This is a genomic window from Stenotrophomonas sp. BIGb0135, assembly GCF_024810105.1.
In the GTDB taxonomy this organism is placed as follows: Bacteria; Pseudomonadota; Gammaproteobacteria; order Xanthomonadales; family Xanthomonadaceae; genus Stenotrophomonas; species Stenotrophomonas maltophilia_AB.
In genome coordinates, this window is record NZ_JANUDX010000007.1 from 47,450 (window position 1) to 65,950 (window position 18,501).

An 18,501-nucleotide genomic window follows, 5' to 3' on the forward strand; every position below is an offset into this window, starting at 1 on the left:
GGCCGGGCGTGGGGGGACGCCGTCGCTGGCAGGGCGCCCCCAGCCTGGCCCGAGCCGGTGAAGTCTGCGCACGACGCCCGGCGTGCGCGTGACGGCGAACGTCCCTGCGCCGCCAGCGGCGGTGCACCCGCAGGGTCGTCCGCCGCGTCCAACGGGCGGGCTTTACCGGCCGTCAGTCACCGGTCCAGGTGGCCGTGATGAAGTCGCGCACGTAGCCATCGGCCAGCCGGGCATACACGCCCGGATAGCCCGCCTGGGCGCAGCCCTGGCCCCAGCTGACCACGCCCAGCACCGTCCAGGCGCCGCGCCGCTGCACCAGCAGCGGGCCACCGGAATCGCCCTGGCAACTGTCGATGCCCTCGGTGCCGGCGCAGATCGACGTGCCGGCCTGCAGGCTCGGGTACGCCTGCTGGCACGTCTTGAAAGGCACGAACGGGGTCTTCACTGTCTGCAGCACCGTGGGCGAGCCGGCCGCGCCCTCCAGCCCGGTATCGCCCCAACCGATCACGTCGAACATGCGGCCGGTCCGCAGATAGCCGCTGTCGCTGCCCTCCAGCATCAGGGCCGGGGCGAGGCCCTCGACCGGCTTGCGCAGCTGGATCAACGCCACGTCATTGGCCAGCGTGGTGCTGTTGAAGGCCGGATGGACGTGGATCGCACGGATGTTGGACGTGCGTTTGCGCGCGGTGGTGTCCAACGCGGTGGCCCCTGCCAGCGCCGCGTAGCCGGCAGGCTTGGCCCCCTGCACGCAGTGGGCGGCGGTGAGTACCCAGGACGGCGAGATCAGCGTGGCGCCGCACCAGTGGCGGGTATGGTCCGAATCGCCGAAGTCCAGCCGTTGCAGGCTGACCATGAAGGGATACTGGCCAGGCGACGCATCCACCCCGCCGATGATCAATGGCCGCAGGGGCGCGCCCTCGGGCGGTGCGGGAGCCGCCTGTGCGGCGAGGGAAAGACCGAGGACGCCGGTGGCCAGGGCCAGTCGGGTAAACACATGCATGCAGCACCTCCATTGCAATGATGGGATCGCCAGGCAACGTCGTGCCGGCAGGATTCATTCCATCGCAGGAGGGGCGCGGCGAACTGCGGCGCGCTGCGCTGTTGGCGGGCGACGCGGGGTTTCCCGAGGTAGACGCGCGGCGATTGCGAGGGGCGCGCCTGACCTGTGCAGGTCGCGCCCGTGTCGAGCGCCGGACCAGTGCCGGCCATCGGCGGGGAGCGCCCTACCAGGCAATGACGTTCATCGCTGGACGGCCGATGCGGCTGCCGGGGCAGGCCGCACGCCGATCCGGAATGCGGCCGGGGCTGCCTCAGCCCTGGCGGGTGCGCCAGGCGCTGGCGATTTCCTGCTGGATCGCCTCGGCGGCCGCACGCGGATCGTTGGCCAGCCGGATCGGCCGCCCGACCACGATCGCATCGGCACCGTCGGCGAACGCCTGGGCCACGCCAACGGTGCGCTTCTGGTCATCGCCGACCGGGCCGCCGGGGCGGATGCCCGGGCACACGATCGAGAAGCCCGCGCCGGTGGCCGCGCGGATCGGGCCGGCTTCCTGGCCCGAGGCGATCACCCCGTCGATGCCGGCAGCCTGGGCGGCCAGCGCGCGTTCGACCACCACGTCCACCGGTTCGCGGTCGATGCCCATCCCGGCCAGGTCGCTGCGGCCCATCGAGGTCAGCACGGTCACCGCCAGCAGGCGCATGTCGCTGCCGTTGGCGGCCGCGCAGGCCTCCATCATGGCCGGGTGCCAGCCGTGGATGGTGGCGTAGCTGACCGGCCACTGCGACAGCCGCTTGATCACCGCCGCGGCGGTGGCCGGGATGTCGAAGAACTTGAGATCGACGAACACGCGCTTGTCGCGCGCGGCCAGGGCCTCGAGCACGTCGAAGTACTCGCCGGAGGCGAGCAGCTCCATGCCGATCTTGTAAAACGAGACCGCGTCGCCGAGCCGGTCCACCCACGCCAGCGCCTCGTCGCGGCCCGGCACGTCGAGCGCGAAGATCAGGCGCTGATCGTCACGCAGCGGCAGCGCGGCGCGGCTCACGGCGCGTAGTCCAGCGCGGCGCGCTTGGCATCATGGCGGGCCTGGCGCGACTGGCTGTAGTCATTGTTGAACTGGGCCGGCTCGAAGCCGCCGTAAGTCGGGTTGGGCAGCATCCACCAGCGCTCGCCGAACCAGTCGTGGTACTGCTGCAGCAGCGCGTCGCGGCCGTCGTTGGTGTTGGCGGTGACTTCCACGAAGTCGCCGAGCTGGTCGCCGAACTGCATCAGCACGCGGTACTGCTGGCCGGCCAGGCGGCGGCGGCAGTTCTTCTCGCTGCCGGCCTGTTCGCAGTCCTTCACCACCGTGCCCAGGCCCAGGAACACGCTGTCATCGGCGACCGGCAGGCCTTCGGCACGCAGGTTGGCCAGGGTGGCCTCCTTGAGGTGCACGGCGCGGTTGGAGATGTACAGCAGGGTCACGCCCTTGGCGTTGGCGGCCTTGGCGAAATCGACCACGCCCGGGATCGCCTTGGCCTTCTTCTCGGCCACCCACTGGTCCCAGCTGAGTTCGTCGTATTCCTTGCCGTCGCGCACCAGGCGCGCCTGGTAGGGCGAGTTGTCCAGCACGGTCTCGTCCACGTCCAGCACCACCGCCGGCTTCAGGCCCTTGGCGGCGTTGCCGCGTTCCTCCGGTACCAGCGCGTCCCAGTTGGCTTCCTTCAGCGCCTTGTCCAGGTGGTCGGCGGCGGCGCGGTAGGTCTGCTCGGTGATCGCCTTGTACTCCTGCGCGCGCTGCATCCACAGCACCGCGTTGAGGTTGTCGTTGGCGGACACCGCGGCGTCACCGGTGGCGGCGGGCGCGGCAGCAGCGGCAACCGCTGCCGGGGCGGCCTCGGCGGGGGCTTCGGTGCGCTTGCAGGCACTGAGCGCCATCACGGCGCAGGCAAGCACGGACAGGGAAACAGCAGCAGTACGACGCATCGGGGTCACCAGCAACAGAGTCGCGCCAGTTTACCGGCTTGTCCGGCGGCAATCATGTGCGGTGCGGGCCTCGGCTATGCTGCACGCCCCTGAAACACCCCGGAGCGCGCCATGACCGACGACACCCAGACCCCCGCCCTGCCCGTGCTGAGCCCGGCCCAGGCCCGCGCCCTGGGCTGCCTGATCGAGAAGGAGGCGACCACCCCGGACGCCTACCCGCTCACGGTGAACGCCGCGCAGGTGGCCGCCAACCAGAAGACCGCACGCGAGCCGGTGATGGCCCTGTCCGCGGGCGATGTTCACCACGCGCTGCGCCAGTTGGAGTCGATGGGACTGGCCCGCCAGCAGTTCTCCTCGCGCGCCGAGCGCTACGAGCACCGCGCCGGCAGCGCGCTGGACCTCACCCGCCAGCAGCTGGCGATCGTGGGCCTGCTGCTGCTGCGCGGCCCGCAGACGGTGAACGAGCTGCTGACCCGCAGCGAGCGCCTGTTCCAGTTCCAGGACGCCGAGGAGCTGCGCCACCACATCGAGCGCATGATCCAGCGCGGCCTGGCGGTGCAGCTGCCGCGGGCCAGCGGCCAGCGCGAAGACCGTTACATGCATCTGCTGGGTGGCCCGGTGGATGGACAGGCGCTGGCCGAGCAGTACAAGGCGGCATCGTCCAGCGGTGGCGGTAGCGGCGCCGGCAACCCGGCACTGGAGGCGCGCGTGCAGCAGCTGGAAGCCACCGTGGCCGAGCTGCAGGAACAACTGGCCGAGCTGCGCGCGCAGTTGGGCGGTTGAAAGGCAGCCGAGCATGGCTCGGCTCTACCCATGACCAACCGCCGGTAGAGCCGAGCCATGCTCGGCTACGCGGCCCGGTGTTACCCATGACCAACCGCCGGTAGAGCCGAGCCATGCTCGGCTACGCGGCCCGGCGTTACCCATGACCAACCGCCGGCAGAGCCGAGCCATGCTCGGCTGCGCGGCCCGGCGTTACCCATGACCAACCGCCGGTAGAGCCGAGCCATGCTCGGCTACGCGGCCCGGCGTTCCCCATGACCAACCGGCGGTAGAGCCGAGCCATGCTCGGCTACGCGGCCCGGTGTTACCCATGGCCAACCGGCGGTAGAGCCGAGCCATGCTCGGCTACGCGGCGTCAGGAAGCCGGCGCGCCCGGCGTAGCGAACAGCAGCACGACATCCTCGCCATGCGGCGGCGGCAACAGCAGGTCGCCACGATCCTCCGTGCCCCGCTTGCGCAGCAGTTGGGCGGTTGAGAGGCAGCCGAGCATGGCTCGGCTCTACCCATCGCTCGCCGTGGTAGAGCCGAGCCATGCTCGGCTGCGCGGCGTCAGGGAGCCGGCGCGCCCGGCGTGGCGAACAGCAGCACGACATCCCCGCCGTGCGGCGGCGGCAGCAGCAGGTCGCCGCGGTCTTCCATGCCCAGCTTGCGCAGCAACGCGGCCGAGCGCAGGTTGTCCGGGGAAACGATGCCGTACAGGTCGGTGTAACCGAGCACATCGCGGGCGTAGTGCATCACTCCGCGCGCGGCTTCGAACGCGTAGCCGTTGCCTTCGTACTCCGACAGCAATGCATAGCCGATATCCGGCGCCGGCAGGCCATCGCGGCGCACCAGCCCGGCATTGCCCAGCCACGCGCCGTCGCTGCGGCGGATGATGGCGTACATGCCAAAGCCGTTGAGCGTGTAGCTGCCAAGCACGCGCTCGGCGGTGTAGTCGCGGGCCTGCGCCAGCGTACGCACGCCGCGGTCGGCAATGTTGCGGATGAACCCCGGCTCGTTGAGCAGGGCCAGCATGTCGGCCGCATCGTGGTCGGGATCGATCAGGCGCAGGTGCAGGCGGTCGGTCTGGATAACAGCGGACATGCGGGTCACTGCAAGGGGCGATGCCCCGATTGTGCAGTGCGCGCCGCGAACGCGGTAGAGCCGACCGCTGGTCGGCTGCTCTTGGAGCGGGCACACGGCAGCCGACGTGTCTCGGGAACGGCAGCCGACCAACGGTCGGCTCTACCGGGCGTTGGGTCAGTCGAACAATGCCTGGATCGCCGCCAATCCGGCGCTGGCGCGCTCTTTCTTGCGCGCCGCATCGGCGACGGGGTCGGCGCCGTCGCGCTGCATTTCCTCGGCCGGGATCTCATCGAAGAAGCGGCTCGGCTTGAGCCGTACGTGCTCGCCGAACTTGCGGGTGAGCTTGCTGTAACTCATCCACAGCTGCACCTTGGCGCGGGTGATGCCCACGTACAGCAGGCGGCGCTCTTCCTGCAGGTTGCCTTCGTCCAGGCTGACCTGGTGCGGCAGCACGCCGTCTTCGCAGCCGATGATGAACACATACGGGAATTCCAGGCCCTTGGAGGCATGCATGGTCATCATGCGGACCTGGTTGCCGCCATCGTCCTTGTCGTTGCGCGAGAGCAGCGCCAGCTGCGCGGCCAGGTCGGCGGTGGTGGCACCGCGCGGGCCGCCCTCGAACCACTGCGCCAACTCCTCCAGGTTGCCGAGGCGGCGCTGGTAGACCGATTCTTCCTTGCATGCACTGCGCAGGTCCGAGACCAGGCCGGACTCCTTCACCAGCTTGCGCACCAGGTCGCCGGAACTGAGCTTGGGCATCTCCGCGCGCAGGTCGCGCAGGATGTCGGTGAAGCGGCTCAGGCCATTGGCCGCGCGTGGAGGGAGCTGCGACAGCGCACCGATCGCCTCGGCGGCGTGCGCCATCGGCAGGTCCTTTTCCGAAGCCAGCTCGGCCAGCTTGGCCAGCGTGCCGGCACCGACTTCGCGCTTGGGCGACTGCACCGCGCGCATGAACGCCGTATCGTCATCGGGGTTCACCAGCAGGCGCAGCCAGGACAGCGTGTCCTTGACCTCCTGGCGTTCAAGGAACGCGGTGCCGCCGGTGATGTGGTACGGCACGCGCACCAGCTGCAACGCTTTTTCCAGCGGTCGCGACTGGAAGTTGCCGCGGAACAGGATGCAGAAATCGCTCCACGGGATCTTCTTGGACGTGGCCAGGAACGCGATCTCCGCCGCGACCTTCTCCGCCTCGTGTTCGCTGTTGCGGCACTCCCACACGCGGATGCGCTCGCCGTCGGCCTGGTCGCTCCACAGCTTCTTCAGGTGCTCGTGCGGGTTGTTGGCGATCAGCGCATTGGCCGCGCGCAGCACGCGGTTGGAGCAGCGGTAGTTCTGCTCCAGCTTGATGATTTCCAGCGCGGGGTAATCGCGCGCCATCTGCTGCAGGTTTTCCGGGTTGGCACCGCGCCAGGCATAGATCGACTGGTCATCGTCGCCCACGCAGGTGAAGTTGCCCTTGCTGCCGGCCAGCTGCTTGAGCAGCCGGTACTGCGCATCGTTGGTGTCCTGGCATTCGTCCACCAGCAGGTAGCCGATGCGCTCGCGCCAGGCCAGCGCGATCTCCGGGTTTTCTTCCAGCACCTGCACCGGCAGGCGGATCAGGTCGTCGAAGTCGACCGCGTTGAACGCGGTCAGGCGCAGCTGGTAGCGCTCGTAGACGCTGGCAGCTTCCTTCTCGCGGTTGCTGCGCGCCGCCGCCATCGCCTGCTCGGGCGAGAGGCCGGCGTTCTTGGCGCGCGAGATCAGGTTCTTCACGTCCTCGATATCGTCCGGCTTGGCCCCGTACATCAGGTCCTTGACCTGCGAGGTGGCATCGTCCGCATCGAAGATCGAGAAGCCGCGCTTGAGCCCCACCGCCGCGTGCTCGATCTGCAGGAACTTGAGCCCCAGCGCATGGAAGGTGCAGATGGTGACGTCCTCGGCATCCCCGCCGTGCAGGCGCTTGGCCACGCGCTCGCGCATTTCCTTGGCCGACTTGTTGGTGAAGGTGATCGCCGCGATCCGCCGCGCCGGGTAGCGCTTGCTGGCGATCAGCTGGGCGATCTTTTCCACGATGACGCGCGTCTTGCCGCTGCCGGCGCCCGCGAGCACCAGCAGAGGACCTTCGCAGTGCATGACTGCCGCGCGTTGGGGGGGATTGAGACCGTGCATGCCATCTCCGGGGGAGGGGCATTGTACCGGGCCGCCCGCCCTGGGCGGGACCGTCACCGCGGGCGGACGAAAGCGTCCGCCGGCGTGGGCGGGCGGCGACGCCGGCCGGCCAGGCGTCTAGAATTGGCCGATGGCCAAGCTCTATTTCTATTATTCGGCGATGAACGCCGGCAAGACCACCACCCTGCTGCAGTCGGCGCACAACTACCACGAGCGCGGCATGCGCGTGGCCATCCTGACCCCCCGCCTGGACGACCGGGCCGGGCGCGGCGTGGTCGCCTCGCGGATCGGGCTGAAGGCCGACGGCGTGGCCTTCGACCGCGACACCGACCTGCAGCAGCTGATCGCGGAGGACCTGGAAGTCCACGGCAAGCTCGGCTGCGTGCTGGTGGATGAGGCCCAGTTCCTCAGCCGCAGCCAGGTCTGGCAGCTCAGCGAGGTGGTGGACCAGCTGCGCATCCCGGTGCTCTGCTACGGGCTGCGCACCGATTTCCGCGGCGAGTTGTTCGAGGGTAGCCAGTACCTGCTGGCCTGGGCCGACGAGATGCAGGAGATCAAGACCATCTGCCACAGCGGCAAGAAGGCCACCATGACCGTACGCGTGGACGAACACGGCCACGCGGTGCAGGACGGCCCACAGGTGGAGATCGGCGGCAACGAGCGCTATGTGTCGGTGAGCCGGGCGGAGTTCAAGAAGATCACGCGCGGCGAAGCCAAGATCGACCCGGCGCAGGCCAAGCTGCCGATCTGATCGCCTACTGGCGGTGGCGCCGAGCGATGCTCGGCGTGCCAGGCAGCGTGACGGTGATTGCCACCCGGCGGTGGCGCGTGGCGGTGATTGCGGCGGCAGGAGCAGCCGAGCATGGCTCGGCTCTACCTGGGGATCGGTGCGCTGCCTTGGCTGATCAGGGTGGCGGCGATCTGTGCGCCTAGAGCAGCCGAGCGTGGCTCGGCTCTACCTGGGGATCGGTGCGCTGCCTTGGCTGATCAGGGTGGCGGTGATCTGTGCGCCAAGAGCAGCCGAGCGTGGCTCGGCTCTACCTGGGGATCGGTGCGCTGCCTTGGGCTGATCAGGGTGGCGGTGATCTGTGCGCCAAGAGCAGCCGAGCGTGGCTCGGCTCTACCTGGGGATCGGTGCGCGTTGCCTGCGGCTGATCAGGGTGGCGGCGATCTGTGCGCCAGGAGCAGCCGAGCGTGGCTCGGCTCTACCCGGGGAGCGGCGCGCGCTGCCTGGGGCTGATCAGGGTGGCGGTGATCTGTGCGCCTAGAGCAGCCGAGCGTGGCTCGGCTCTACCCGGGGATCGGCGCGCTGCCTTGGGCTGATCAGGGTGGCGGTGATCTGTGCGCCAAGAGCAGCCGAGCATGGCTCGGCTCTACCTGGGGATCGGTGCGCTGCCTTGGGCTGATCAGGGTGGCGGTGATCTGTGCGCCAGGAGCAGCCGAGCGTGGCTCGGCTCTACCCGGAATCGGCGCGCTGCCTGGGGCTGATCAGGGTGGCGGTGATCTGTGCGCCTAGAGCAGCCGAGCGTGGCTCGGCTCTACCTGGGGATCGGCGCGCTGCCTGGGGCCGGTCAGTACAACGTGCGTTCCGGCGCGCCCTTTGGCGGTGGGCTGTACTGGTACAGCCAGGTTTCGGTCAGGGTCTTGCCGGCGCTGCGCAGGTACAGGCGGATGTCGATCTGGTCGGTGGAATCGTCCGGCGGGACCAGGTCGAACATGGCGCGGTAGCCCTTGATCTCGCGCAGCGGACGCGCGGAGACGATCTCCACGCGGCCACGGCTGGCCTGGACCACTGCTTCGACCTCGCCCTTGTCGATCAGCGCGGCCAGTTCGCCGCCCTCGAAATCGACCGCGAAGCGCCACGAGAAGTACGCGCGCTTCTTGCCGATCACACCGCCCAGGCCGGTACGGCTGGCCACGCAGTGCGCCAGCGGCGGGCGCGCCGGTGGCTCGGCGCCCCAGTACAGCCGGTAGCCGAGCAGCAGCTCCTGGCCGGGCTGCGGCTTGGCCTCGGGGTTCCAGAACGCCACGATGTTGTCGAAGGTTTCATCGACGGTGGGGATCTCGACCAGCTGCACCGAGCCCTTGCCCCACTGTCCCTTCGGTTCCACCCACAGGCACGGGCGCTTCTCGTAGAAGACGCCGTCGTCCTGGTAGTGGTCGAAGTTGCGGTCGCGCTGCAGCAGGCCGAAGCCGCGCGGGTTGTTGTCCACGAACATGTTGAAGCGCAGGTTGTGCGGGTTGCACAGCGGGCGCCAGATCCACTCGCCGCTGCCGGTCCACATCGACAGGCCGTCGGTGTCGTGGATTTCCGGGCGCCAGTCCCAGTCCATGCGGCGGTCGTTCTCGCCGACCTGGTACATGCTCGTGCACGGGGCGATGCCGAGGCGCTCGATCGCCTTGCGCGGGTACAGGGCGCAGTCGATGTCCATCAGCAGCACATCGCCATTGGTGATCGCGAAACGGTACGCGCCGGCCACGCTCGGTGAATCCAGCAGCGCATAGACCACCAGCGTGTTGGAGTCGGCCGCCGGTTGTTCCAGGTAGTAGGCGATGAAATCCGGGAATTCCTCCGGCTTGCCCATGCCGGTGTCGATCGCCAGGCCACGCGCGGACTGTCCGTACTGGCCTTCCTTGCCGACCGCACGGAAGTAGCTGGCGCCGAGGAACGCGGCGAAGTCGCGGTCGGTGTCCTGGCGGGTGTTGAGGCGGAAGCCGGCAAAGCCGAGGTCGGCCGGCAGGTGGCTGCCCTTCAGGCCGCTCTTGCCGTAATTGAACGCGGCCGGGTCGTAGGCCAGTTCCTGCGCGGTGCCATCGACCACGTCGTACATGCGCACCGGCGAATGGAAGTACAGGCCCAGGTGGAAGAACTTGGCCTGGTACTTGCCGGGCTTGTCCGCCCACAGGGCGTGGTCCTGGCGGTAGCTGATGGACTGGTACTGATCCCAGTCCAGCGCCTCCAGCGGACCGGGCAGGGTGCGCTTGTGGCTCTGGTAGGCGGCCTGCGACAGTGCGCGCGCCTGGCCCTTGAGGGTGGCGAAATCGAACGGCTGCGGCTGGCCGAGCCGGCGCAGCCCAAGCTGGTTGCCTTGCGCGGCACACGCCGGCAACGCCGGGAAGCCGATCGCGGCCAGGGCCAGGGAAGCATTGCGGATGAAGTCGCGACGTTGCATGCAGGCAGCGTTGGCAGGAAAGGGCCGGCCATCATAGGCAGGCGAACGTTAATTCGCCGAGGTGGTCGCGGCACGGCGTTCAGCCAGCCGGCACGCTCAGCGTCGGATGGCCAGCGTGGCGCTGGCGCACGCCCGCAGGGCCTGCTCGATGCCGCGGCCGACCGCGCCGCCCTGCGGACGCCGGGCCTGCACCTCATCGCGCAGCTGCAGCAGGGCCTCGCGGCCGCGCAGCGGCGACACGCCGCATTGCAGTGCGGCCAGGCTGGTGCGCGCCTGCCAGCGCAACTCGACGCTGGCCGGGTCGGACGCGCGCGCGTCGGCCAGCGGCTGCAGCGCGCGCCGTGCCTCGACGTCCTGGCCCATCCGCAGCAACGTGCGCCCCCACGCCAGTTGCAGGGCCTGCTGCTGCGCGGCGGCCTCCGGCCCGCCTTGGGCGCTGCGCCGCATCAGCTGCACCAGGCGTTCGCCGGCCTGGCGGGGGTCGCCGTAAGTACCGGTGATCTCGGCCATCAGCCGATCGGCCCGCTGCACCGACGGATCCTGGTCGCCACGTTGCGCGGCCTGCCACTGGCGGCCTTCATGCAGCGCCACCAGCGCGGCCTGCCAGCGGCCGGCCTGGGCCAGGGCGTCGCCGTAGTCGTACAAGCCCTGTGGCAACAGGCCGATACAGTCCGGTTGCCGCCAGATCGCCACGGCGCGCTCGAAATCGGCGACCGCTTCGCTGCTGTCGCCACGCTCCAGCGCCAGCCGGCCCAGCGCATGCCAGCTCAGCCCGGTGTCGCGGTGCTGTTCGCCCAGCGCCAGGCGGGTGAGCCGGTGCACCTGCTGCAGCATCGCCGCCGCCTCCTGCAGCTCACCGCGCTGCATCGCCAGCACGGCGCGCAGGCGTCGGATCGACAGGGTCTCGGGGTGGTCGGGACCGTACAGGCTGACCGCGTCCGACCAGGCGATGTGCAGGGTCTGCTCGGCCGCCTCCAGGTCGCCCTGCGCGGCCAGTGTTTCGCCGAGATGGCGACGCAGCGTGATCAGTTGCGGATGGCGCTCGCTGGCCCGCAACTGCAGCAGTTGCAGCGCATGCTGGTAGCCGGCGAGGGCGGCCTGCGGGCGGCCATCATCGCTGTCCAGCGCCGCCAGGTCGGCCAGGCTTTCGGCGGTGCCGCCGATGTCGTGCAGGACGTCGCGACGCAGGCCGAGCGCGCCGTTGAACGCCACGCGCGCTTCATCGCGGTAGCCCAGCAGCTGTTGGCAGCGGCCGAGCTGGGCGTGGTACTCGGCCACCAGGCTGGGCAGCGCGTCGCGCTGGGCGCTGGCCAGCGCCTGCATCGGCATCATGTGGGTCACGCACTCGCGCGAGCGGCCGAGCATGCGCAGGGCACGGCCGCGCTGGGTCACCGCCTCCAGCTGCAACGGCGGCGGCACCTGGTCGACCTGTTCGAGCAGGGCGCGTTGGCGATCCAGGGTCTGCAGGGCCAGCTGGTAGTCGCCCATGCCGATCCGAAGGCGCCCGATCACGCCCTCCAGGTCGGCCAGCGACAGCGGCTGGTCGGCGAGTTCGGCCTCTCCGCGCTGTTGCCCGGTGGCCAGCAACTGGCGTACGTCGAAGCTGCCGTGGCGCACGCCGGCGGCACGGTCGAACAGGCCCACGGTGAATTCCTGCATGGCCTGGGCGCGGGCCATCTCGCGCCGCGCCTGCTGCATCTGCCAGAGCGCGGTGACCGCCAGCCCGACCAGCGCCAGCGCGGCCAGCGCGCCCAACGCCACGCCCCAGCGGTGCCGGCCGATGTACTTCTGCAGGCGGTACAGGGTGCGCTGCGGGCGCGCATGGATCGGGCGGCCTTCGAGGAAGCGGCGCAGGTCCTCCGCCAGCGCCTCCACCGAGGCGTAGCGCTGCGCCGGCTCCTTCTGCAGGGCCCTGAGCAGGATCGTGTCGAGGTCGCCGCGCAGGCGCCTGGCCAGCCGCCGCGCCGCCGGGTCCGGGGTGGCCGCGGTATCGCTGCGCAGCAGCATCGCCGAGGCGCGCGGGGGGGTGACCTCCAGGATCGAGCGCTCCCATTCGGCATCGCTGTGCCGGCGCAGCCGGTACGGCTTGCGGCCGGTGATGACCTCGAACAGCACCACGCCCAGCGAGTACACATCGGTCAGCGTGGTCACCGGTTCGCCCCGCACCTGCTCGGGCGCGGCGTAGTGCAGGGTGAACGCGCGCGCCTCGGTCGGCGGATGCACGGCGGCGGCGCGCGCGCCCTCGTCATCGATCAGTTTGGCGATGCCGAAGTCGAGCAGCTTCACTTCGCCGTCGGTGGTGACCAGGATGTTGGACGGCTTGAGATCGCGATGCACGATCAGGTTGGCGTGGGCGTGGCTGACCACCGCGCACACCTGCAACATCAGGTGCAGGCGGCGCTCCAGCGGCAACTGCAGGCGCTGGCAGCAGGCGGTGATCGGCTCGCCCTCCACGTAGGCCAGCGCCAGGTAGGGCTGGCCCTGCAGGTCCACCCCGGCATCCAGCAACTGGGCCAGGTTGGGGTGCTGCAGACGGGCGAGGATCTCGCGCTCGCGGCTGAAGCGCTGGCGCAGGCCGGAGTCGGCGTAGCCGCTGCGCAACAGCTTCAGCGCCACCTGGCGTTGGTATAGCCCGTCGGCGCGCTCGGCCAGCCAGACTTCGCCCATGCCGCCTTCGCCGAGCGGACGCAGCAGGCGGTAGGGTCCAACCAGGCTGCCGGCACGGCTGGCCTCGGGCGCGGCGGTCCACAGCGGCTGGGCCATGAATTCCTGGCTGTCGCGTTCATGCGCGAGCAGCCGCTCCAGGTCGTCGGCCAGCGTCGGATCGGAGGCACGCAGGTGCGCCAGGCGCAGCTCGCGCTGCGCCGTGGGCAGTTCCAGCAATTGATCCAGCAGCGAGGACACCTGCCGCCAGCGCAACGCTTCCATCGATCCGCTCCCCGAACGATGCACCTCCGCCCACGCCGCCACGCGGGGCCGTGTTGCCGCCGATCAGTCCTCGCGCACGGACGCCAGCAGGAACATGCGCGCCTTCTGCCAGTCGCGGCGGATGCTGCGCTCCGAACGCTGGCACAGGTCGGCGATTTCCTGTTCGGACAGCCCGGCGAAATAGCGCAGTTCCACCACCTTGGCCAGGTGGCGGTCCACCGCCTGCAGCCGCGCCAGCGCCACGTCCAGCGCCAGCAGGTCCTCGTCCAGCCGCACCCCGCTGCTGCTGTTCTCGGGAATCTCGGCCACCCGCTTGAGGTCGCCGCCGCGCTTGCGCGCCAACCGGTTGCGGGCGTAGTCGACCACCACGCTGCGCATCGCCGAGGCGGCGTAGGCGAAGAAGTGCGCGCGGTCCTCGAAGCGGGCGCCCCCGCGGGCACCCAGCAGCTTCAGGTAGGACTCGTGGACCAGCGAGGTCGCATCCAGGGTGCGCCCCTGCTGCCCGGCCAGTTGACGCCGGGCCATGCTGTGCAGCTCCTGGTACAGCAGGGTGAGGACCCGGTCCAGCGCGGCGCGGTCGCCCGCGCGGGCTGAATCCAGCCATACGGTGATATCCGGGCCCTCGTCCATCGCACACCCCCGCCGGTGACGTTGGGCGGACTATACCGCCGGCAGGGCGACGGGCGCGCGAGGGTTCAGCGCTGGCAGTAGCTGCACCAGACGCTGGCGCGCTGGCCGATGGTGGCGTGCCGCAACGGCCGCCCGCACTGCCGGCAGGGCTGGTCTTCACGCCCGTAGACCAGCAGCTCCTGCTCGAAGTACCCCGGCGCACCGTCGGGATTGATGAAATCGCGCAGCGTGGTGCCGCCGCGGGTGATGGCATGGCCCAGGATCTGCTTCACCGCCGTGGCCAGCCGCTGGTAGCGCTCGCGGGAAATCCGGCCGGCCTCGCGCAGCGGGCTGATCCCGGCCATGAACAGGCTCTCGGCGGCGTAGATGTTGCCCACCCCCACCACGATGCCCTGGTCCATCAGGAAGGTCTTGACCGGCGCCGTGCGGCCGCGGCTGCGCTCGAACAGGTAGTCGCCGTCGAAGGCAGCGTCCAGCGGCTCCGGGCCCAGCCCGGCCAGCAGGGTGTGGGTTTCGCCAGCCGGTTGCCACAGCAGGCTGCCGAACCGGCGGGGGTCGTTGAAGCGCAGCAGGCGTCCGTTGTCCAGGCTGATGTCCACGTGGTCGTGCGCCCGCACGGGGGTATCGCCGGGCAGCACGCGCAGGCTGCCGGACATGCCCAGGTGCAGCACGGCGCTGCCGATGGCGGTATCCAGCAGCAGGTACTTGGCACGGCGGCGCACGCCGTCGATCGCCTGGCCGGGCAGCAGCGCGCCGATCTCCTCGGGAATCGGCCAGCGCAGGTCCGGCCGGCGCAGGATCACCCCGTGCACGCGACGGCCTTCCAGGTGCGGGGCCAGGCCGCGGCGGGTGGTTTCGACTTCGGGAAGTTCGGGCATGGGGCAATTCTAGCGAGCCGGCGACGGACCGGGCGCGGGCCGGTCAGCGCGGCGGCGCGGCCAGTTCCTTGGCGCTCAGGTAGCCATCGCCGTTGGCATCCTGCTTGCGAAAGCGCTGGATCAGCGTCTGCCGCTGCTGTTCGCGGGTGATCGGGCTGCCCTTGCCGCCGGGCAATTCATCGGCACCGAGCACGCCATCGCCGTTGCGGTCCATGCGCTCGAAGGCGTACATCATCCACTGCACGTATTCCTCGACGCTGACCCGACCATCGCCGTCGCTATCCATGCGCTGCAGGTAGCTGCCGGTGTCGGCCACCTGCGCCTGCGCGACGCTGGCGCCGAGCACCAGGAGCGCGCAGGAAAAACGCCGCGCGAGGCGGCGTTTTCCGGAGGCGGGCATGTGCGTGCGGGGCACCCGTCAGTGCGCCGTCAGTGCGTAGCCCTTCAGCCGGGCGGCATAGGCCTGCAACGCCGCGATACCACTGGCTTCGGCCTCGTGGCACCAGGCCTGCAACAGCTTGAGGCGCTCGGCCGCGTCGTTGCCGCGGGCTTCGAGCAGGGCGGCCAGGCGCGCGCGGTGTTCCACCAGCACACGGATGCGCGGGCGCTGCTCGACCCAGCTGCTGAGCTGGGCGCGGCAGTCCGGCTTGAGCCAGCGGCCATCGTTGACCAGGCCACGGCGCATGCGGCGCGGCAGCAGCTTGCGCAGCTTGGCCCCGGCCATGGCCGCTTCTTCGCGCAGGGCCGGCACGAACACGTTGCGCTGGTAGTCGGTCATGGCCTGGAAGCGATGCGACAGCAGCGCCTTGAGGGTTTCGGCATCGGGCACGGCGATGTTCGGGCGCACGTCCATGGACGGGGCCACGCGCAGCACCTTGGCCAGGCGCAGCGCCTGCAGGCCGCGGATGGCCGCCCAGCCGATGTCGAACTCCCAGCGGCGCATGGAGAAACGCGCCGAACTGGGGAAGGCGTGGTGATTGTTGTGCAGCTCTTCGCCGCCGATCCAGAACGCCCACGGGGTGAGGTTGGTCGAGGTATCGGCCGACTCGAAGTTGCGGTAGCCCCACCAATGGCCCAGGCCGTTGACCACGCCGGCGGCCCAGAACGGGATCCACGCCATCTGGATGGCCCACAGGGCCACGCCGGGCAAGCCGAACAGGAGGCTGTTGATGGCCAGCAGCGCGACCGGGCCGAGGTTGGCGTGGGGGGTGTAGAGCTTGCGCTCGATCCAGTCGTCCGGTGCGCCACGGCCGTACTGCTCGATGTCCGCGCGCATCGCGCGGGCTTCGCGATACAGCTCCACGCCGCGCCAGAACACCATGCCGATACCCTTGGTGACCGGGCTGTGCGGGTCTTCGTCGGTTTCCACCTTGGCGTGGTGCTTGCGATGGATCGCCACCCACTCCTTGGTGATCATGGAGGTGGTGAGCCAGGTCCAGAAGCGGAAGAAGTGCGCGATGACCGGATGGAAATCGACGCCGCGGTGCGCCTGGCTGCGATGCAGGTACAGGGTGACGGCGAAGATGGTCAGCTGGGTGAACACCAGCAGCACCAGCGCCATGCCCCACCAGCCGAGGCCGACGACGCCGCCGGTCAGGAAGTTGAGGAGCGTATCGAGCATCGCAGGACTCCAGGCCTTGGGCGGCCAGCAAGGAAACGGGTACACCTTCGGACATCATGGGGCCTGCGCTTGCAAACTTCATCCGTCTGGTGCGATTTTTGCGCAGTCATTCAGTTGATTTCCTCCTTCGTGAGCATGCCCGCGCATTCATGACAGTCGCAGCCTCCCCGGCGGCCCTGGCCGCCTCCGCCCCCCTGATCGAGCTGGACCGCGCCTGCGTGATCCGCGGCCAGGTCCGGGTCCTGCACGACCTCAGCCTGCGCATCGCGCAGGGCCAACACACCGCGCTGCTGGGCCCCAACGGCTGCGGCAAGTCGTCCTTCATCAAGCTGATCACCCGCGAGCTGTACCCACTGGCGCATGCCGATGGCAGCGTGGCGGTGCGGGTGCTCGGGCAGAACCGCTGGCAGGTGGACCGGTTGCGCTCGCAGCTGGGCATCGTCACCGGCGACCTCAGCAGCAACCTGGCCGACATGCCCGGGCTGACCGTGGAGGAGGCCGTGCTGTCGGGCTTCTTCGCCAGCTTCGTGGTGCCCGCCTTCCGCGAGGTCACCGACGACATGCGCCAGCGCGTACGCCAGACCCTGGCCCTGGCCGGCGCGCTGCCGCTGCTGCAGCGTGGCTATGCCGAACTGTCGGCCGGTGAAACCCGCCGCGTGCTGATCGCCCGGGCGCTGGTCAACCGGCCGCAGGCGCTGCTGCTGGACGAGCCGTCGACCGGGCTGGACCTGATCGCGCGCCAGCAGTTGATCGCCACCATGCGCGCGCTGGCCGCCGAGGGCATCACCCTGGTGCTGGTCACCCACCATATCGAGGAAATCATCCCCGAGATCGAACGCGTGGTGCTGCTGCGCGGTGGCCGGATCGTGGCCGATGGCAGCCGCGCCGAGCTGTTGCGCGACGGTCCGCTGTCGGAGGTGTTCGGCGGGCCGATCCAGGTGATCGAACACGACGGCCGCCTGAGCGCGTTCGCTGGCTGAACGCGGCGGCTGGGGGTGACCCCCGGCCTGCGTGGCGGACTGGGCGCCGGACGACTCCCAGCCACGCGTGCCGTCACGCCAGCATGGGAGACGGAGGCCATCGCCTCCGCCTCCCGCTTGCCTAGAACGTCACCGCCACCGCCCGCGATTCGATCGGGGCCATCCGGCCCTGGTCCTGCAGCTGCAGGTCGCGCAGTTCGAACGGGGCGGCGTAGCCGCGCGGCAGTGGCACGCTGGCGAACGGCAGCTGCAGTTCGGCGCTGCCGGCCGCCTCGAACCAGGCCGCGCTGTGCGCCTGCGCGACCGGACGCAGCTGGCCGTCCGGACCGGTGGCGTACAACGTGCCACGGGCTTCGTAACGCCCGGGCGCGCCGATCTGCAGCGGCAAGGTCACCGCGCGGCGGGCGCTGTCCACCTCGACCTGGCCACTGAACCGGGCGGTCGGCTGGGCCACGGCGAAGGCGACCTTGGCATCGCGCTGCACCCCGTTGGCGCTGACGAAGGCCTGCAGCTCCCACAGCCCCTGCACCTGGCCGATATCCTGCGGGATCGCCACGCGCGCGCTGAGCCCCTGCTTGTCGGCGACCAGCGGCACCGGCCAGCTGCGCCCGTCCGGCGCCACCAGCAGCGCTTCACCGCCCGCCGGCAACGTCCGCCCGGCCACCTTGCCGGTGGCCAGTGCCGCCGTACCACCGTCATCGAGCAGCCGCGCGCTCAACGTCACGCTGCCACCGGCCAGCACCTGCTGGCGGTTGGCCTGCAGGTGCAGCGCCACGCGGCTGTTGGGTTCCAGCACCTGTACGACGTAGCGGCCCTGCGCCTGCGCGCTCTGAAGCCGATAGGTGCCGGCGGCGGCACTGCGCCCGGTGCGCACCATCGCCGTGCCCTGGCCCACGCTCATGCCCGCAGCCTGCAGCTGCTGCGCATCCACCACCTTGTCCACCGCCAGCGCACCGGCCGGGTCGCGGACCTGCCATTGCCCGGGCGCCAGGGCACGCGCGCCCTGCACCGGGCTGACCTGGATCACCGCATCCGGGGCGGTCAGCGGCAGGTCCAGGCCGCGCTGCAGGGTGGCCGCGTCCACCATTTCCCAGTAGCTGCGGCTGGTGGCCACGAACGGGGCCGGCGCGCTCAACGCCTGGGCCGGGTCCAGCGCCCAGGCGAAACTCACCGGGGCGCGCTCGATGCCGGCAGCGGGACGCGTGGCGCTCTCCACGCGCGGGGCGACCTGGTCGGTGCTGCGTGCCGGCAGGAGCGGTTGTGCGGCCTGCAGCGGCAGCGCCACCATCGCGGCGGCCACGGCGGCGGCGATCGTCAGTCTTGAAGTCAT

The 18,501-nt window shown here is 70.2% G+C and carries 16 protein-coding genes; 3 read left to right on the forward strand and 13 right to left on the reverse strand.

Translation table 11 applies throughout. From position 1 onward, the window contains the following. Nucleotides 1-172: 172 nt before the first annotated feature. From M2421_RS14425 to M2421_RS14435, 3 genes are all read right to left on the reverse strand, one after another. On the reverse strand, nucleotides 173-1,000 hold the full coding sequence (locus tag M2421_RS14425; protein ID WP_259207895.1) for a serine protease: 828 nt from the start codon (nucleotides 998-1,000) through the stop codon (nucleotides 173-175). Between the two features lie 310 nt (nucleotides 1,001-1,310). Then, nucleotides 1,311-2,042: an orotidine-5'-phosphate decarboxylase gene (gene pyrF / locus M2421_RS14430; protein WP_259207897.1), complete on the reverse strand. Its 732-nt coding sequence runs from the start codon at nucleotides 2,040-2,042 to the stop codon at nucleotides 1,311-1,313. Next, nucleotides 2,039-2,962, reverse strand: coding sequence for a 5'-nucleotidase, lipoprotein e(P4) family (locus M2421_RS14435; protein ID WP_259207900.1), 924 nt, complete (start codon nucleotides 2,960-2,962; stop codon nucleotides 2,039-2,041). Before M2421_RS14435 ends, pyrF begins: the two co-directional genes overlap by 4 nt. Before the next feature lie 111 nt (nucleotides 2,963-3,073). Between M2421_RS14435 and M2421_RS14440 the strand changes: the two genes are divergently transcribed. Further along, complete coding sequence (locus M2421_RS14440) at nucleotides 3,074-3,745, forward strand: DUF480 domain-containing protein (RefSeq protein WP_259207902.1); 672 nt, start codon at nucleotides 3,074-3,076, stop codon at nucleotides 3,743-3,745. Between the two features lie 355 nt (nucleotides 3,746-4,100). On the opposite strand, the gene M2421_RS14445 is transcribed toward M2421_RS14440, so the two are convergent. The 3 genes from M2421_RS14445 to M2421_RS14455 form a co-directional block, all read right to left on the reverse strand. Next, nucleotides 4,101-4,235, reverse strand: coding sequence for a hypothetical protein (locus tag M2421_RS14445; protein ID WP_259207903.1), 135 nt, complete (start codon nucleotides 4,233-4,235; stop codon nucleotides 4,101-4,103). 59 nt (nucleotides 4,236-4,294) lie between these two features. Beyond that, nucleotides 4,295-4,828 carry a GNAT family N-acetyltransferase gene (locus M2421_RS14450; RefSeq protein WP_259207904.1) on the reverse strand — a complete coding sequence of 178 codons (534 nt, stop codon included), beginning with the start codon at nucleotides 4,826-4,828 and terminating at the stop codon, nucleotides 4,295-4,297. A 156-nt stretch (nucleotides 4,829-4,984) separates the two neighbouring features. Further along, a complete protein-coding gene (locus M2421_RS14455; RefSeq protein WP_259207905.1) occupies nucleotides 4,985-6,961 on the reverse strand; it encodes a UvrD-helicase domain-containing protein in 1,977 nt (658 codons plus the stop codon). A 130-nt stretch (nucleotides 6,962-7,091) separates the two neighbouring features. Here M2421_RS14455 and M2421_RS14460 point away from each other — a divergent pair, with 130 nt between their 5' ends. Beyond that, nucleotides 7,092-7,712: a thymidine kinase gene (locus M2421_RS14460; protein ID WP_259207906.1), complete on the forward strand. Its 621-nt coding sequence runs from the start codon at nucleotides 7,092-7,094 to the stop codon at nucleotides 7,710-7,712. Between the two features lie 820 nt (nucleotides 7,713-8,532). On the opposite strand, the gene M2421_RS14465 is transcribed toward M2421_RS14460, so the two are convergent. The 6 genes from M2421_RS14465 to M2421_RS14490 all read right to left on the reverse strand — a co-directional run bounded on the left by M2421_RS14465 (nucleotide 8,533) and on the right by M2421_RS14490 (nucleotide 16,191). After that, complete coding sequence (locus tag M2421_RS14465; RefSeq protein ID WP_259207907.1) at nucleotides 8,533-10,134, reverse strand: glucan biosynthesis protein D; 1,602 nt, start codon at nucleotides 10,132-10,134, stop codon at nucleotides 8,533-8,535. A 96-nt stretch (nucleotides 10,135-10,230) separates the two neighbouring features. Beyond that, a complete protein-coding gene (locus M2421_RS14470) occupies nucleotides 10,231-13,062 on the reverse strand; it encodes a serine/threonine-protein kinase (protein WP_259207909.1) in 2,832 nt (943 codons plus the stop codon). Between the two features lie 63 nt (nucleotides 13,063-13,125). Further along, nucleotides 13,126-13,692 carry an ECF-type sigma factor gene (locus tag M2421_RS14475; RefSeq protein ID WP_259207911.1) on the reverse strand — a complete coding sequence of 189 codons (567 nt, stop codon included), beginning with the start codon at nucleotides 13,690-13,692 and terminating at the stop codon, nucleotides 13,126-13,128. A gap of 65 nt (nucleotides 13,693-13,757) precedes the next feature. Continuing rightward, entirely contained in the window at nucleotides 13,758-14,570 is an 813-nt protein-coding gene (mutM, locus tag M2421_RS14480; protein WP_259207913.1) for a bifunctional DNA-formamidopyrimidine glycosylase/DNA-(apurinic or apyrimidinic site) lyase, read from the reverse strand. A 43-nt stretch (nucleotides 14,571-14,613) separates the two neighbouring features. Beyond that, the gene (locus tag M2421_RS14485) at nucleotides 14,614-14,970 is read right to left on the reverse strand and encodes an EF-hand domain-containing protein (RefSeq protein ID WP_345780467.1); all 357 of its coding nucleotides are present in this window, start codon (nucleotides 14,968-14,970) and stop codon (nucleotides 14,614-14,616) included. Nucleotides 14,971-14,988: 18 nt separating this feature from the next. After that, nucleotides 14,989-16,191: a fatty acid desaturase gene (locus M2421_RS14490; protein WP_259207917.1), complete on the reverse strand. Its 1,203-nt coding sequence runs from the start codon at nucleotides 16,189-16,191 to the stop codon at nucleotides 14,989-14,991. A gap of 149 nt (nucleotides 16,192-16,340) precedes the next feature. Here M2421_RS14490 and M2421_RS14495 point away from each other — a divergent pair, with 149 nt between their 5' ends. Further along, entirely contained in the window at nucleotides 16,341-17,171 is an 831-nt protein-coding gene (locus tag M2421_RS14495; protein WP_259207919.1) for an ATP-binding cassette domain-containing protein, read from the forward strand. A gap of 121 nt (nucleotides 17,172-17,292) precedes the next feature. Here the strand turns inward: M2421_RS14495 and M2421_RS14500 are convergent, their stop codons facing one another. Further along, entirely contained in the window at nucleotides 17,293-18,501 is a 1,209-nt protein-coding gene (locus M2421_RS14500) for a DUF4785 family protein (RefSeq protein ID WP_259207922.1), read from the reverse strand.